General features: G+C 46.1%; 12 protein-coding genes. 4 read left to right on the top strand and 8 right to left on the bottom strand.

The features are described from left to right. The first annotated feature begins 211 nt into the window (after positions 1–211). Together MKX68_RS19560 and MKX68_RS19555 are read left to right on the top strand one after the other, a co-directional pair. Positions 212–2,287 carry a methyl-accepting chemotaxis protein gene (locus tag MKX68_RS19560; RefSeq protein ID WP_340913808.1) on the top strand — a complete coding sequence of 692 codons (2,076 nt, stop codon included), beginning with the start codon at positions 212–214 and terminating at the stop codon, positions 2,285–2,287. Between the two features lie 94 nt (positions 2,288–2,381). Then, positions 2,382–3,554 carry an aminotransferase class I/II-fold pyridoxal phosphate-dependent enzyme gene (locus MKX68_RS19555; protein WP_091028159.1) on the top strand — a complete coding sequence of 391 codons (1,173 nt, stop codon included), beginning with the start codon at positions 2,382–2,384 and terminating at the stop codon, positions 3,552–3,554. A gap of 226 nt (positions 3,555–3,780) precedes the next feature. Here the strand turns inward: MKX68_RS19555 and MKX68_RS19550 are convergent, their stop codons facing one another. The 3 genes from MKX68_RS19550 to MKX68_RS19540 form a co-directional block, all read right to left on the bottom strand. Further along, entirely contained in the window at positions 3,781–5,829 is a 2,049-nt protein-coding gene (locus MKX68_RS19550; protein ID WP_340913806.1) for an iron ABC transporter permease, read from the bottom strand. Further along, positions 5,826–6,827, bottom strand: a complete 1,002-nt coding sequence (locus MKX68_RS19545) for an ABC transporter substrate-binding protein (RefSeq protein ID WP_340913804.1) — start codon at positions 6,825–6,827, stop codon at positions 5,826–5,828. The genes MKX68_RS19550 and MKX68_RS19545 overlap by 4 nt, the downstream gene beginning before the upstream one ends. Positions 6,828–7,002: 175 nt before the next feature. After that, on the bottom strand, positions 7,003–7,545 hold the full coding sequence (locus MKX68_RS19540; RefSeq protein ID WP_338588109.1) for a CueP family metal-binding protein: 543 nt from the start codon (positions 7,543–7,545) through the stop codon (positions 7,003–7,005). Between the two features lie 164 nt (positions 7,546–7,709). On the opposite strand from MKX68_RS19540, the gene MKX68_RS19535 reads away from it, so the two are divergent. After that, positions 7,710–8,342, top strand: coding sequence for a TetR/AcrR family transcriptional regulator (locus tag MKX68_RS19535; RefSeq protein WP_340913803.1), 633 nt, complete (start codon positions 7,710–7,712; stop codon positions 8,340–8,342). A 106-nt stretch (positions 8,343–8,448) separates the two neighbouring features. Here the strand turns inward: MKX68_RS19535 and MKX68_RS19530 are convergent, their stop codons facing one another. Together MKX68_RS19530 and MKX68_RS19525 are read right to left on the bottom strand one after the other, a co-directional pair. Beyond that, positions 8,449–9,219: an SDR family NAD(P)-dependent oxidoreductase gene (locus tag MKX68_RS19530; RefSeq protein WP_340913802.1), complete on the bottom strand. Its 771-nt coding sequence runs from the start codon at positions 9,217–9,219 to the stop codon at positions 8,449–8,451. A gap of 217 nt (positions 9,220–9,436) precedes the next feature. Beyond that, complete coding sequence (locus MKX68_RS19525) at positions 9,437–11,287, bottom strand: AraC family transcriptional regulator (protein WP_340913801.1); 1,851 nt, start codon at positions 11,285–11,287, stop codon at positions 9,437–9,439. A gap of 203 nt (positions 11,288–11,490) precedes the next feature. Between MKX68_RS19525 and MKX68_RS19520 the strand changes: the two genes are divergently transcribed. After that, entirely contained in the window at positions 11,491–12,465 is a 975-nt protein-coding gene (locus MKX68_RS19520) for an ABC transporter substrate-binding protein (protein WP_338588114.1), read from the top strand. 663 nt (positions 12,466–13,128) lie between these two features. Here MKX68_RS19520 and MKX68_RS19515 read toward each other — a convergent pair. From MKX68_RS19515 to MKX68_RS19505, 3 genes are all read right to left on the bottom strand, one after another. Further along, positions 13,129–13,527, bottom strand: a complete 399-nt coding sequence (locus tag MKX68_RS19515; protein WP_340913800.1) for a hypothetical protein — start codon at positions 13,525–13,527, stop codon at positions 13,129–13,131. 174 nt (positions 13,528–13,701) lie between these two features. After that, on the bottom strand, positions 13,702–14,733 hold the full coding sequence (locus MKX68_RS19510) for an NAD(P)/FAD-dependent oxidoreductase (protein ID WP_340913798.1): 1,032 nt from the start codon (positions 14,731–14,733) through the stop codon (positions 13,702–13,704). Next, complete coding sequence (locus tag MKX68_RS19505; RefSeq protein ID WP_340913796.1) at positions 14,734–15,750, bottom strand: ABC transporter substrate-binding protein; 1,017 nt, start codon at positions 15,748–15,750, stop codon at positions 14,734–14,736. Between the last annotated feature and the right edge of the window lie 102 nt (positions 15,751–15,852).

The following is a 15,852-nucleotide window of genomic DNA, read 5'->3' as shown; positions in this document are numbered from 1 at the left end:
AACAAGATCGCCTGGATGAACCACTACCGATCCCGTTTTTTCATTCCTTTCCTCTTTTTTCATCCCTCCCCTTTCATCCTGCTCATACTCATGCCTTTCCTTCCCGTTGCTTTCAGGATTATTCGACAGAAATCTACATAAAACTATAGATTAAGCCGACATATAACTTAGGCGTTTTGAGCTTTTTATTACTCATCTGGGGAGATGGAATATGTCGAACATGTTGAACAAGTGGGGGAAAAAGGGAGCACGGACATCCAGTATGGCAAATACGTTGTCCATTGTGCTGCTCGTCATTATCGTAGTTGTCTTTGCCGTGCTGGGAACATTTATGTTTGCAAGTACACGAAACATTCTGGTGAAACAGCAGGAATCCATGCTCCAGACCAAGACACAAGCCATTGTTAGTGAATTTGATGCACTATTCAAGGAAAAAGGTGCGCTGGTCAAGCAAATGTCCACCAACACATTATTTCAGCAATACATAGAAACAACAGCATCTGCTGCGGATGCGGCAAGTTCTACCTACGCTGCGGAAACACAGGCAACACTCGCCGCTATCGTTAAGGCAGAGCCTTCGTTTGCCGATGCCTGGGTCGCGGGTCTGGATGGAAAAGGCTTTTGGATTCAAAATGATGGTGTCGTATCTGCACCGGACTTTGATATCCAGTCACGTCCATACTACAAGCCGGTTACCGACGCAGACGGACTTTATTTCTCCGATCCGTACATTGATATTGCAGCAGGCGATGTACTCATGGGTATCTTTTATCCGATCAAAGACGAAAACAACACCACGATCGGCTTTGCCGCAGCGGATATTGCATTCAAGGATATTCCGGCGATTATGGAGAGTTATTCCCTTGGAAGCACGGGCTATTCCATGTTGCTGTCCAAGAGCGGGGAAATTCTGTACCATCCAGATCAAGAGAAGGTATTGAAGGAGAACATCCTGGACAGTACGGGGGACATGGGGGACATCGGCAAGAAAATGCTTGCCGGTGAAAACGGCGTACAGCTTATGAACGACAATGGGGAACGTCGTTATATCGGCTACGCTACCAGCAAGGATACGGGATGGTCCGTTGGTCTGACCATATCCGAAGAAGAAGTTCTCACGGAATTAAAAACGTTCACGTGGATCACGCTTGGCGGTTTTGCTGCAGCCACCCTTTTGCTTGTGATTATCTGTTACATTACCCTTCGCCGTCTGTTACGCTCAATACCACAGCTGCTGGCCAAGATTAAACAGATTGAACAAGGTGACCTGACTGTCAAACTGGATATCAAATCTAATAATGAAATTGGACAGATCGCAACAGGCTTGAATTCCATGGTGCAGAAAATTCAGGGCATGCTGCAAATGGTCGGCAGCTCGGCACAAATCCTGAACCAGTCGTCGAATGATCTGCAAGCCATCTCCTCACGAACGGCTGTGACCATGAATGACACATCAACAGCCATCAACGAGATTGCTAATGCAACGAATTATCAGTCCATTGAAACGGAAAATATCTTACGCAAAACAGGCTCATTATCCAGCCAAATTGATGAAATTGCGACCGATGCGCAAGCTATGGGAACGGTCGTGCAGACATCTGCTGATCAAAGCAGCCAAGGACTTGCGGTCGTGGAACAATTATCGAAATGGTCCGACGAAAACCACCAGTCCACCCAAGCAATGTCCTCTATTATCCAGGAGATTGACCTGAGTCGGAATGAAATATCCAGTTTTGTGGATACAGTCAAACAGATTGCCTCTCAAACGAACCTGCTCGCCCTGAATGCCTCCATTGAGGCTGCACGTGCTGGCGAACATGGAAGAGGATTTGCCGTCGTTGCCGAAGAGGTCCGCAAACTTGCAGAACAGACGGCTCAGGCAACAGAGGAAATCAACAAAAAAGTGAATGTTATTGAAGAGAAAACAACCCTGTCGGTTGAACATACCATGCGCGGTATGAAGATTGCGGAGGAGAATGCCAAATCCGTAGAAGATACCAAACATGTATTCTTCAGTATTAACCAAGACCTGAAAGATCTGCAGCAGCGTATGATACAGATTACCAGCAATACCGCCAATGTACACAAACACAAAGATGAGATATTCCAGGCACTGGAGATTATCTCTTCCACCACAGAGGAGAACTCGGCATCGACGGAAGAAGTAAGCGCCAGCACGCAGGAGCAGCTGGATAGTATCGAACAGGTAGCGGATCTGTCAAAACAGTTGAACCAGCTATCTGGCAAACTGCAAGAGGAACTAAGTCAGTTTAAAGTAAAGTCATGATCCACAAGCTTTCCTCTGCTCTTCTCTTTTAGTCGCTGTCCATTTATTATTAATGAATATGCGTACGAAGAGGATTGGAGGCTGAATCATCATCATGAACTTTGCCAAACGAATGGATCATTTCAACGAAGGAATTTTCACCCGGTTGCTGGAGATCAAGCGCCGCAGACTGGAGAACGGACTGCCGGTTATTGATCTCAGTGTGGGTACGCCGAATATTCCACCTGCGCAGCATATTATAACTGCACTATGTGAGGCCGCAGCTGATCCGGCTAATTATATATATGCAGTGAATGATCAGAGTGAGTTGCTGCAAGCTGCAAGCGATTGGTACAAGCAGCGCTATCAGGTCGAGTTAGACCCGGCAACACAGATCTGTTCCTTGCTCGGTTCACAGGAAGGGCTGGCACATATATCCCTCTCCATTGTCGATGAAGGTGATCTGGTGCTGGTCCCTGACCCCTGCTATCCCGTCTTCGCGGATGGACCGTTACTGGCAGGTGCAGAACTGTATTATATGCCGCAAAAAGAAGAAAACGGGTATGTTATTCAGCTTCAGGATATACCGGAAGATATCGCTCATCGAGCAAAATTCATGCTGGTCTCCTATCCCAACAATCCAACAACCGCGATGGCACCGGATCAATTCTATCTTGACCTGATTGCCTTTGCCAAGAAGTATGATATTATCGTGCTTCACGATAATGCGTACAGCGAGCTCGTGTTTGACGGAAAGTCATGTGGAAGCTTTCTTGCGTTCCCTGGCGCCATGGACGTCGGTGTGGAGTTCAATTCCCTGTCAAAAACGTACGGACTGGCCGGAGCTCGAATCGGCTTCTGTGTGGGCAATACAACCATGGTCTCCATGCTGAAAAAGCTAAAATCCAATATGGATTACGGGATGTTCCTTCCGATCCAAAAAGCAGCAATTGCCGCCATTACCGGTGATCAATCCGAGGTTGAACGGGTCAGAGCTATTTATGAACAACGCAGAGACATCCTCTGTGAGGGCTTCAGCAATCTCGGTTGGCCGATTGCCAAACCTGAAGCAACGATGTTTGTCTGGAGCCGCATTCCCGCTCACTACGACAGCTCAGAGCAATTTGCCATGGATCTGGTTACACATGCAGGAGTCATTGCAACGCCAGGAAGTGCCTTTGGTCCTTCAGGGGAAGGGTATGTGCGCTTCGCCCTCGTTCAGGATAATGAAATATTGCAACAAGCGGTACAATCCGTCGATGACAGCGGGATTCTGAAATCCAGCTAACGGGAGTACGATTCGAATGTGCTCAAGCAAAAATCCCCTCAAGGTCCACAGGGAGTAAGAGTTTCACGTTTGATAACGTGATCTCTACTTCTTGTAGACGTGAGGGGATTTTGTCATTTCGTGCGGGAGCAGACATTCATTGCATTAGGTGATTTAAGGTAGCGGCTGAATGGTACCACGTGACAGCAAAAGCCTGCTCGGGGAGCAGGCTTCTTGTTTCAACGATTTATACAGACTTGCGCCAGTTAGAACGATACATCAGATACAGGAAGTACGGTGTTCCGATGATTGCAATGAGTATGCCCGATGGAATCTCTGTCGGTGCCATGACGGTTCTGCCGATGGTATCGGCGAGCACCAGCATGACTGCACCCGCTAATGCGGATAGGAACATGGATCGTCTTAACTTATTCCCCGTCAGTAGCCGTACCATATGTGGTGCAATCAGGCCGATAAAACCAACGGTTCCTACGCAAGCAACCGCACCTGCTGCAAGTAATACACCAACTGTCATGGCTAATAATCGTGTACGCCGTACTCCGAGACCAAGCCCGGATGCACTATTGTCGTCAAATACCAGCAGTTCGAATCTGCGTGCAAGCCACCAAGCCACCGGTACCAGAATAACTAAAAATAATCCGATAACCCTCACCTGTTCCCAGGTACGAGCATAGGTACTTCCTGTCAGCCAGATATATCCGCTGCTACCGTATACCGCACCACGGACAATCAGAATCTGAATACCTGCTCCAGCAATGGCAGACATCGCGATCCCCAGCAACACAACCGCCGAAGGGTTCAGTCCTTTCTTCCAGGCGAGGGAGAACACAACCACTGCAGCAATGGCTGCACCGATGATTGCCGCAATTGGCAACAAGTATATCGGAAGACCTGGCCATAAGATGATGACCATCATCGCTCCAAGCCCTGCACCTGAGGACACACCCACAATTGAAGCATCTGCCAGCGGGTTACGTACCGCCATCTGAATGAGCACACCACTGATTGCCAGTGCAGCTCCTGCACCTGCGGCAACAAGTGTACGCGGAATCCGAAGCTGAATCAGCGCGGAGAACAGTCCATCCGATTGGAACAGACTCGGTAACCAATCAGCCAGCGGAATTCGCATACCGCCAAACATCGTACTGAGCAAGATAAGCACGACCGTTATGACTGAGAATAATACAGCCATCGGGCCAAATGCAAAGCGACGCGCAGCTCCTCCTGTGCTCATTGAAGTAGACATGCCTGATCCGTTCGCAGCCTTCATGCGTGTAAGAACAAGCCAGATGAGCCACGGTGCACCAATGATCGCCATAACGGCACCCGTTGGCAGTTCCATGCTGGAGTTATGCACCATCTTGGCGAGGACATCTGCTCCAACCAGGAGCGCTGCACCCCATATGAACACACCGGGTAAAAGTAATCGATTAGAACGTACACCACTCAATCGAACCAGATGAGGTGCAACCAATCCCACGAAGCCAATCGGCCCAATTACACTGACAATCACGGCGGCCAGCAATACAGCGAGGATTAACCCTCCTGCACGAGCCAATGCAACCTTTTGTCCCAAGGAAGAGGCCGTTGATTCATCCAACTCCAGCATATCCCACTGTCTGGACAGGATTAACGCGAGAAGGGTAATACCAACCACCCAAGGCAAAGCATAAAACACACCACTCCAGTCATTCTGGACAAGTGTTCCTGAGCCCCAAAGGAACAGCCCTTGTGTCTCCATGGAGAAAAAAATATGTAATGCGCTTGTAAATGAACCAAGCACCATCGATACAATCATACCGGACAACGCAAGTCGAACCGGGCTTGATGTTCGTCCGCCGCCCATGAAATAAGCCGCAAATGCTGCCAGCAAACCACCTAGGGCTGCGAAAAGAAAAGGTGACCGACTTAATAGACCTGGAAAAGCGATAGCTCCCAGCACCACCACAAAGTATGCTCCCGCATTAATGCCCAGCGTATCTGAAGCAGCCAGTGGATTACGAGTAATCGTTTGCAGCAAAGCGCCCGCAACAGCCAGTGCGCCACCCGCAAGAATACCGATCACTGTACGCGGCATGCGCAAGTCCCAGACCATATTATGCTCTAATGAATCCTGTCTGCCTGTAAGAGCGTCCCAAACGACATGCAAAGGAATGGATGCTTCTCCATAACACAGACTTACAAAAAAAAGCACGATGAGAGCGGTTAGACCGCCCCCATATATGCTTATTGTGCGCCAATTCATAGCTGGCTTAGATCCTTGAACCGAACTCATTTGGTAATCGCCTCGACTACCCCATCAACCAATACTTTGGAGGAGATCGGTCCACCAAATGTCCATGTTGTGCTATCGAGTTGATATGTGCGTTTTTCCTTCACAAAGTTCAGTCCGTTCCAAACCGAGTTATCTTTCATGGCTGTGCCAAAGACGTCATCGTCTGGTTGTGTAATATAAATGAAGTTACTGTCCTTCACATCGGTTAAGGATTCAATGCCTACTGTAGAGAAGCCATAGTTTTCAACTTTGTCCGGCTGCCAATCGTTAACCAGTCCGATTTTGTCCAAAGTACCAATTACGACCGAGTTATCGGTAAACATACGCAGGCTGACTGCATTTTGATATGTGAACGCTTGTGTCAGGGCAAAATTGAAGTTTTCTTTACCCGCAGCAGCCAGTTTTTCTTTGGCTTCTACATAGTGCTGATCGAGATCACTAAGAACTTCTTTTGCTTTGTCTTCTTTACCCAGAGCCGTTGCAATGTTAGTAAAGATCTCTGTCATTTTGTCATAATCATAGCCGTCACCATCATACGGATCATATTCAATCGTTGGTGCAATTGCATTCAGCTGATCGTAGACCGCAGTGTTATTATCTGCATTAGCAATGATCAGATCTGGCTTCAATGCAGCAATAGCTTCCAGATTTGGTTCACTGCGTGTTCCGATATCCGTTACACTGTCATCCAGTGCTGCTTCGGAAGTTACCCACACTTTATAGTTAGCGTTATCTGCGTTACCTACTGGTTGAACACCCAGGGCAACAACATCTTCCGTATATGTCCATTCAAGCGTAACGACACGTTCTGCTGGCTTGTCAAGCTTAAGCTCTCCACGTTTATGCTTCACAGTAACAGGACCTGCTGTCTCTTCAGCCGGAGCACTACCCGAGCCACTACCTTGACTTGTATCTGTTGTAGTCGTGGTTTTACCACAGCCCGCCAAAACCAGCACAAAGGCCAGCATAATCAACAGTCCATTCAACCCTTTTTTCATATCTCTTTTCTCCCCTGTTAATATGTATTTATATGATAACAATTATCATTATCACTATTGGATTATGCCGTAGGAATGGATTTTTGTCAATGGAAAGTACCTTATTCCCATTCTTTTATGAAATAAAAAAGGAAAGGAATAGCTCAAAAGCCATCCTTCCCTTATACTGTTTGCATTAACTCAACTGCATCGTAGTGATGCATGTATTATCATTTTCGTATGTAGACAATTGCGTTTCTGCAACCTTTCCATCTCCAACAATACGAATCAGATAGGTTCTGTCTCTAGGCACCCAAAAATCCATAAACCCGTTCGCACCAGACTTCATCACTTCATCTTTCATAAAAGTGTTGCCTTGAGAATCGTGAATGGTAACGCTGAATTCCTTATTGCTCATTTCCCCCTGACAACCGGTCAAGCTATGAATTGCACAGGGATGGGTCTGATCCACATAGGGCGCAATCGAAAGGAAAAATTCATTTTCAGGCAAATCGTATGTAGTGGTCTTTTTATCTTGATCGGTGACGATTAACTGTTTGGCATTAATGGAGGCAGATTCCGGTGTCTCTTTTCCTGTGCTGATATCTTCCACCAATTTTCGGATGTTGGGCGCACTGGCTGTGCCTGCCTCATCCTTGCCCGTATTGCTTGCAAACAGATAGGTTCCGATTACAATTACAACCGCAATACTTGCAATGATCCATATTTGTTTCTTCATCTGGAGTCCATCTCCTCGTCCGTTTTGGTTTATTATAAGGTAGAACACAGTGATACGGACAGTTTACGACACCAAAGTCACCATATATTCACATTTTTGTATTGTAGTAAGAGTAATCTGCTGCCTGTGCACTGTATCATTGATAAGTAAGGGAGGTTGTGTATATGTTTAAGTCTCCATCTGTATCTGACACCGATCGAAGAGTACACAAATCCAAACTGGCTCTGAAGACAGCCCTTCTGGAATGGATGTCCCGTAAGCCATTGGCCAGTATAACCATCACCGATATTGTCAAATCTGCTGATTTGAACCGCAGCACATTTTATAAGCATTATGTATACAAAGAAGACCTGTTTGATGAATTGTTAAATGACGTGATTGACGATCTAAAATCAGCCTATCGAGCACCCTATCAGCATTTCCGAGATTTCGATATTAAGGACCTTAACGCCTCAGCAATTCAAATTTTCGACCATGTATTGGCTCATGCCTCCTTCTATACATTATTGGTTCATTCAAACGTGCTACTGGATTTTAGGGATACACTCTATATAACACTTAAGAACTTGTATCTGGAGGATGTGACCGATCTGTCGCCTGATCCACGGTTGGATAAAGAACTTCTCGCCTGTTATCAGGCTAATGCCGTTCTTGGTTTAGTTACGAGTTGGGTGAAAAGCAACTTCAAATACAGCGCCTCCTATATGGCTGAACAACTGTTGGAATTCACACGCATGAACCGTTCCGAAGAGATTTATCGGTCTAATCTCCATTCTGCAACGAGTCCATCAAGATAAAGTTATGCCATGACTCTGTAGTGGGATCTGCTCTTAAAAAGAGGTACTGTCTCCCCTGAAGCTTGAGATACAGTACCTCTTTATCATGTCGAAACATTTATTTTAATTAGTTGCTGATCCAGCCACCATCTACAGGCAACTCAACACCTGTAATGAATTTGGATTCATCAGATGCCAAAAACAGGTAGGCGTAAGCAATATCCATAGATTCACCAGCATGTGGAGGCAGTGGAGCAAGATTTTTGTAATTCTCCCCCATCTCCACCTGGGATTTGATGCCTGCTTTCTCCACCATACCCGTAAACACAGCACCCGGGTGTACGGAGTTCACACGGATATTATCTTTGGCGAACCATTGTGCACCGTGTTTTGTCAATGAACGTACAGATCCCTTGGAAGCACTATAAGCCGCGCCCTGAGCATCCGCGATTCCACCAATGATTGCTGCAATGGAAGAGGTATTAACGATGGAACCTTGTCCATTCTTCTGCATATAAGGAATGACTGCTTTCATGCCGAGCCATACACCTGTTCCATTAATAGACATAACCTTGTCCCAATCCTCTAGCTCAGCTTCCAAAATGCCTTTGGCCATATGAATTCCGGCATTGTTGACCAGAATATCTATTTTGCCGTATTTCGATACGGTTTCTTCCACAACAGTGTTCCAGGAATCTGGGCTGGACACATCCAGCTTTAACGCGATAGCTTCCCCGCCATCGGCTACGATCTGTTTAACCTGTTCCTCCAAAACCTCGACTGCCACATCGGTAGCCACTACCGTGGCTCCTTCTTTTGCAAATAATTGAATACCTGCCAATCCCATTCCACTTGCGGCACCGGTTATAATTGCAACTTTTCCAGTTAATCTGCCCATTTCATATCATCCTTTCCTATTACGATGAATGCCTCATTATGACACCCAACCTGTTAACACCTTTAGTATACGGATGAAATGAAAGCTCTTTCAATCAGCAAATAAACAGCCTTTTGTGGGATAACCGATAGTCTGAACCTCCTAATGTCTGTTATGTCAAAGTTAATCCACATATCTAAACCCATCTGTTGTTTTCACTCTCATACTGTATTCCATCTCAACGTGCGATAATCCGTTCTGCCATTTCCTCGGCTTGCAGCACCGCAGACAACGGGTCGGAGAGGAAATATCTATTCCAGTCAAGGCTAATTATCCGGCAGTGATCTGTCTCGATGGACTTCTGCCATGGTTTGCCTAAAGTTTGATCAAGCTCATGTCTTGGACCATTATCCAACACCAACAGGTAGTCCTCCAGATACCCACCTACCGCACTCCGCGCAATATCCAGGTATTCCAGGCCCGGCTCCAATAGTTCCTGGCGAACCTTGCCTGCTGGCTTCAAGTTCAGTAACCCGTAGGCTGCCTTACCTCCACGAGTTCCCGTATTTCCCACAAGGGTAATATGTTCTCCCCAGTTCGGATCAATGACGGTAAATGTCTTCTCTGCGGAGATCTTGCCCGTGATCGTTTGCTGCAAAGTATGTACTCTCCGCCCGTACTCCTTAATCCATGTCTCGGCTTCTGTCTGGCGATTCAGAATACGTCCCATCTCTCGAATCTCCTCCGCGACAGAGCCGTAACCAGTCCTTCCATAGACCACCGTAGGTGCAATTCTGGCATAGGAAGCGTAGGCAGCAGGATTCCAGGTGATGATCAAATCGGGCTCCAGTTCAAGCACTTTTTCGAGCGAGATAAAATTATGATTGCCGATATCCTGTATTTGGTCATAGATATAAGGCTCCAGCATTTGGTTGCTTTCAATGAGTGAATGTGGCGCTCCAAGAGGCGTCACTCCCAATGCCAGCACTTCTCCCAAATTCCAGTCCACGACAACACGGCTAGGCTTGGTCGGTATCGTAATCTCGCCCATGCTTGTGGCAAGTATTCGAGTTCTGGCTCTTGGTACCGCGGGCGCTGGGGGTTTCCTCACTTGAACTCCTTGTAGATCTATAATCTTCTGTTTTGGCTGGGTCTGATCAAGTTCAAGTATGGGTACCGCTCGTTCGCTCCATTCCGGATAGTGACTTTTCAGAAGGGTGTTTGGTTGGAATGTATTCGGGGCTATATCTGGAATACTGCTCTCTAGACGTTTTCTGTAAAACTCCGGAGAAACACCATAATGTTTCTTGAAATAACGACTTAGCGTATAGCCGTTCTCATAGCCTACTCTCTCCGCGATTTCCTGTAAGGTCCCTTTTGTGCTCACCAGTAGTTTCATCGCCTGTTCCATCCGGATCTGAGACAATACACGACTCGGACTCGTGTTCAAATGAAGCTGAAACAATTGGTTGAGATACCTTGGACTACAATTCAGCATTTCAGCTACCTGTTCTATCTTGAGTGATTCTCCGTAGTGACGGCTCAGATAATGCACTGCCTGATCTACCCGATCCAGCTTCGTACGGTTCTTCCTCTGCTCCTGCATTTGTTTCAGCATCTCGGCGAGCCATTGGTAGAACAACCCCTTGGTTTGAATTCGGCCTGCTGACTGTAGTTCATTCCACTGTCTGTATATCAACTGCATGATTTCAATTAATGGCAATGGATACGCTGGTTCAAAACCAAAACTTACTTGCAAAGACTCCACCCCAGTATATGTTTGGGATCTTTCAGTCTTTGGCTTCTCTGACTCTGTTGACGAATACGACAACACATGTATTTCCATCGGCTTCTTAGCCAGACAATCCAGGCGCGTTCCTTTGGAGGCGTGCAGAATATATATCCCTTTGATGTGATGCATTGCCTGACCGAGCCAAATCTTTCCCTTGCCATTCGTAATTAATAAAAAAGCATTCGAGGGAAGCGTCCACGTATTAGGATCTTCACTGATGTTAACGGTAATGATTCGAATATCCAGTAATCGGATCGTTAAATGCTCCCATAATGCCCCGTATTCTTCTATGTTCATCGTCATGGACCTTTCTTTGTGTTTCCTCGTTACTACATCCAAAGCTTCGCCTCATCATATATGATAATCATTCTCAATTCAACCTGTACATCTGTTCTGAAATGGTTATGCTTCCGCCTCCGAATTGGTTATTGTGCAATCGTCAGATTGCCTCTAGAGTTATATTAAATGAAAATCATTATCAATTAGAAAGAGGGTTCGTCATGTTGTTTAAGAAAGCTTGGTATCGTATCGCCCTGCCTGTTTTGCTGATCATGGCCGTATTCATTAGTGGTTGTACCCAGAAAGAGACGGTGGAACCTGGGGCGACAGAAACAGGAAACACCGCACCCCAAACAAGAACACTCTCCACGATGATGGGAGACGTTACAGTCCCCCTTAACCCGGAGCGGGTTGTCGTTGACTGGAATATAGGACATGTTCTGGCTGTCGGCGTAACACCAGTTGGTGTGCCGAGCAGCCTGCTGGATTATGGAGTGTTCCTGCGTGACAAACTTGTGGATAGCGCGGATTTGGGTAACCACAGTGAGGTTTCACTTGAGAAAATGGTAGAGCTGGAACCGGACCTGATTATCACATGGGACCAGGAGAAATTTCAGACCTATTCCAAAATCGCTCCGACTGTCGTATTCGTACCCGATCAGTATGATTCCATGGAAGCCGAAGTGACAGCCATGGGCGAGATTCTGAACCGCAAAGCAGAAGCCATAACTTGGAACGAATCGTTTAAACAACGGATTGCAGCTGCTCAGGCCAAAATTAAAGGTGTGATTCCGGACGGTGCCACCTTCACCGTTGCCGATTTTAACTTTTTGAAGAACCCAGCCATTATCGGCAACAGCGCCAATCGTGGTGGAAGAGCAGCCTATGAACTGCTTGGACTAACTCCGGCACCCAAGGTAAAATCAGATCTTCTGGACCAAGGCAAAGAAAATCTGGAAGCTAGCGCGGAGGTTTTTGGAGAGTATGTAGGTGATTACCTGCTGATGATGGTTACAGAAGGTACGAAAGATCACTCCCTGTTGCCTAACGTCTGGGACAATCTGCCCGCGGTGCAGAACGACCATATCTACAAACTGGATATCCATAAATATTTCACCGCTGATCCCTATACCTCCATTCTACAAGCCGAAGAGATCGCAGATCGACTCGCAAGTGGACAGACTGAGCTGAATTAGCGCAAGTTTAAATCTAATGAAATAATGAAAGCCAGCAAACCTGAACGTGTCCGTAGAAGGCAAACACACTGAATCCTGAATGTATGAGAACGTGCCCTTCAAGTGCGAGCAAGCGATTGAGACGTCGTAAAAGCAGCTTTTCTCCCTTACTATGAAAAGCTACGCTTCAGATGGGATTCAGGGCAGGATTCAGGATCGTCCTCTAGGCTCGCCGCCGGTTGGATCAAAGTATGAAGCAAGCACTAACGAATCTGAGGCGTCTTATTCAAGGGTTTGAAGCGCATACAGAAATCTAAGGAACCTGAGACACTCTATATCAGATTAAAAGGCCGTTTTCAGTGTTTTTACTAGGGAGTTTTCATTAATAACGTGTCTGGTGTTCCTTAGAATTTGAAAAGAGGTTCCGAAGGCCCATTAAGATGTCCTGAGTTCCTTAGAAAATCGTCTATCCATTCGCCAAGATCGGCAGTCTGGGATTTAAGACTTTTTATCCAGCTCAAAAAAAGATTACACAAACAGCGTCACCAGAATGATTCAGGTGGCGCTGTTTTATTTGGTTTGAATACGTCGCTGTCGTCAATGAGCATAAGCCGAAATACTATAAATATCTAGTTACAAAATGAGTGTTCATATCTCAATATCTTGCTACTACTGACAAAAGTCTTACGAGAATCCTTGCTCACCTGCAAAACGGGGATGGACATCAGCACAAGACAACTCCTCATTAGAAAATCGAATCCAGACATAATCATCATATAACACACCATGTGTTTGTTTTACGATCTCCGAAGCTACATAATCATTCAGACCCAATGATTGCAAAACTTTATCGGCATGGTGTCTGGTGCGAGGGAAGCATCTGGATTCAAAGTAATCCAGTACATCTCCAATGGTTACCTTGGACTTGCTTGGAAAAGGGAGAAAAACAGGAGATACACTTTTATCTTGCCATACATCAACCGTTTGATTACTATAATCCAATTTCACTTTTGCTATCACCTGGTCATGCTCCAAGACCTCAAACTCAAGAGGAGAAGATATAAATTTGTTTATTTTTTTCATCTGCTACCTCCCATAGTGATCTTTCCTATTTCTTTGTTATGATTATATCACTTCTTCAACTTGTATTTCATTTCCTTACTTCATCATTCAATTTAAAAAAGCCCGACGCAATTTCGAGGAAATCTCGACGTTGTTCGGGCTTCTTCAGATTGCCTTCCATCCGTGCAAACCTATTTACGTATTGGAGAGAGCTTTGTTTTTCTCATAGAACCGGGCATTGTGAGAGGATACACCCGCCATGTCGGAAGCAGCAGGTTCCAGATACGTCTTGGCACTGTTGACTGCGAGCACCGCATCGTTAAAAGCACCTGCAATCAGCCTGACTTTGCTTCCATAAGTGATGAAATCACCTGCTCCAAATATGCCTGGAATGTTGGTTCGCATGCGCTGATCAACGGACACACCGTAGTCTTCACGCGCCAGTCCCCATTGCACGAGGTTACCAAAATCACGATCATACCCATGGCTTACTACAACTTCATCCACTTCAACATGTGTGATCTCACCGGTTTCTACATGGGCTAGCTCGACACGATCTATTTTGTCACCGGTACCGTATAAACGTGAGATGCTAAATGGCGTCATGACGTTCGCTTGAGCTTTCATCTGAGCAACTGGCGACTCGTGTCCGGTAAATTCATGACGTCTGTGTGCTACCGTGACTTCACTTGCTATTTTGCCCATTTCATTCGCCCAGTCGACTGCGGAATCGCCGCCGCCCGAGATCAGAACACGCTTTCCAGCAAATCGGGACAGATCGGTTATCGTATAGTGCAGATTGGTCAGCTCATACCGATTGGCACCTTCGATATCCAGCTTTTGCACCTGAGTCATGCCTCTGCCCGCACATAACAGGATGGTACGTGTGTAATGACGCTCCCCTGTTTTGGAAATAAGTATAAATACACCATCCTCACGTCGTTCAAGCTCAGCAATTTCCTGCCCAAACACAATCGTTGGATCGAACGTTCTCGCCTGTCTCTCCAGCGATTCAATCAGCTTCTCACAGCGAATCGGATCAATCCCGCCCACATCCCAGATCAGCTTCTCCGGGTACGTACGCATGAATCCACCCAGTTCCTGCTTTGCTTCGATGATCTTGGTACGCATGGCTCTCATGCCACTATAAAAGGAGGCATACATGCCAGCTGGCCCACCACCAATAATAGTAATATCGTAGATATCCAATTGTGTCTCCGTTGTCATTTAAGGCACCAACTTTTCAACAACATAGTCCATCAATTTTACAGATCCAATCGGACCCACACCCGATACGAATTGGCTTGTCTTCAACGGGAAGACATGATCATTTTTCACAGCCTCCAGATTCGACCACACTTGGCTTGCTTTCAGATCTTCCATGGATTTCTTCGTGTCATAACCTACGAGGGTTCTGTCTTCCAGGAAAATATAATCCGGATTCATCTCAGGCAAAAATTCCAGTGAGAACTGGCTAAACCAATCTGTAGAGTCTTTGATCGCTTCAGGACTATTCAGACCCAGGATATCATAGAAGAAAACACTGCTGCTTCCTCCTTTGGGACCCATGAAACGGTAACGATTGTGCTCAACCCGGAGAACCAATACGGTCTTGTCTCCCAGGGCTGCCGCAATTTTCTCTTTCGCTTGTGAGGCTTTCTCATCAAATTCAGCCAATACTTTGGCAGATTCTTCGGTCTTGTCAAATATGGCAGCCAGCTTTGGCATAGCACGTTTCATTTCACTGTTGGCATCCAGTGCCACAGTAGGAGCGATTTTGGACAATTCATCATATACACCCTGTTCCATACCTTCGCCAGCTGCAAGGATCATATCCGGTGACAACGCAAGCAACTGCTCATAATTATATTGATATTGCTCGACTTCAATGATTTGGACTCCATGTTCTTTCAAATAATCAGGGCGGTATTCCGCTTCAACCTCCGGAGTTAACAAAACGATTTGGGGTGTAACACCCATTTCAATCAGATACTCGGCATAGATCGAATCAAACACAACCAGGTTTTGAGGATGAGTTGGAATCGTTACTTCTCCAAACTGATCCTTCACCACCTTAGTCCCACTTTCAGTCGCTGTTTCTTTTGCAGTACTCGCTACTCCTTCAGTTGGAGCACCTGCTGTTCCAGCTGCAGCATTCTCTTCCTTGGTTCCACCGGAACATGCCGCCAGCATTACACTAATCACCAACAGCATGATGCCCAACCCTTTAAATCTTCGTGACATGATATACTTCGCCCCTTATGTATATTGATAATGATAATTATTATCAAATAGTATCAAATAAGAAGTATTGCTTCCATAGTATATCGTGCGTATTCAGTTGGA

Origin of the sequence: Paenibacillus sp. FSL M8-0212 (assembly GCF_038004645.1) — a bacterium.
GTDB lineage: Bacteria > Bacillota > Bacilli > Paenibacillales > Paenibacillaceae > Paenibacillus.
Note: the sequence above shows the minus strand (reverse complement) of the source record. Positions and strands in the feature narration are given on the sequence as shown.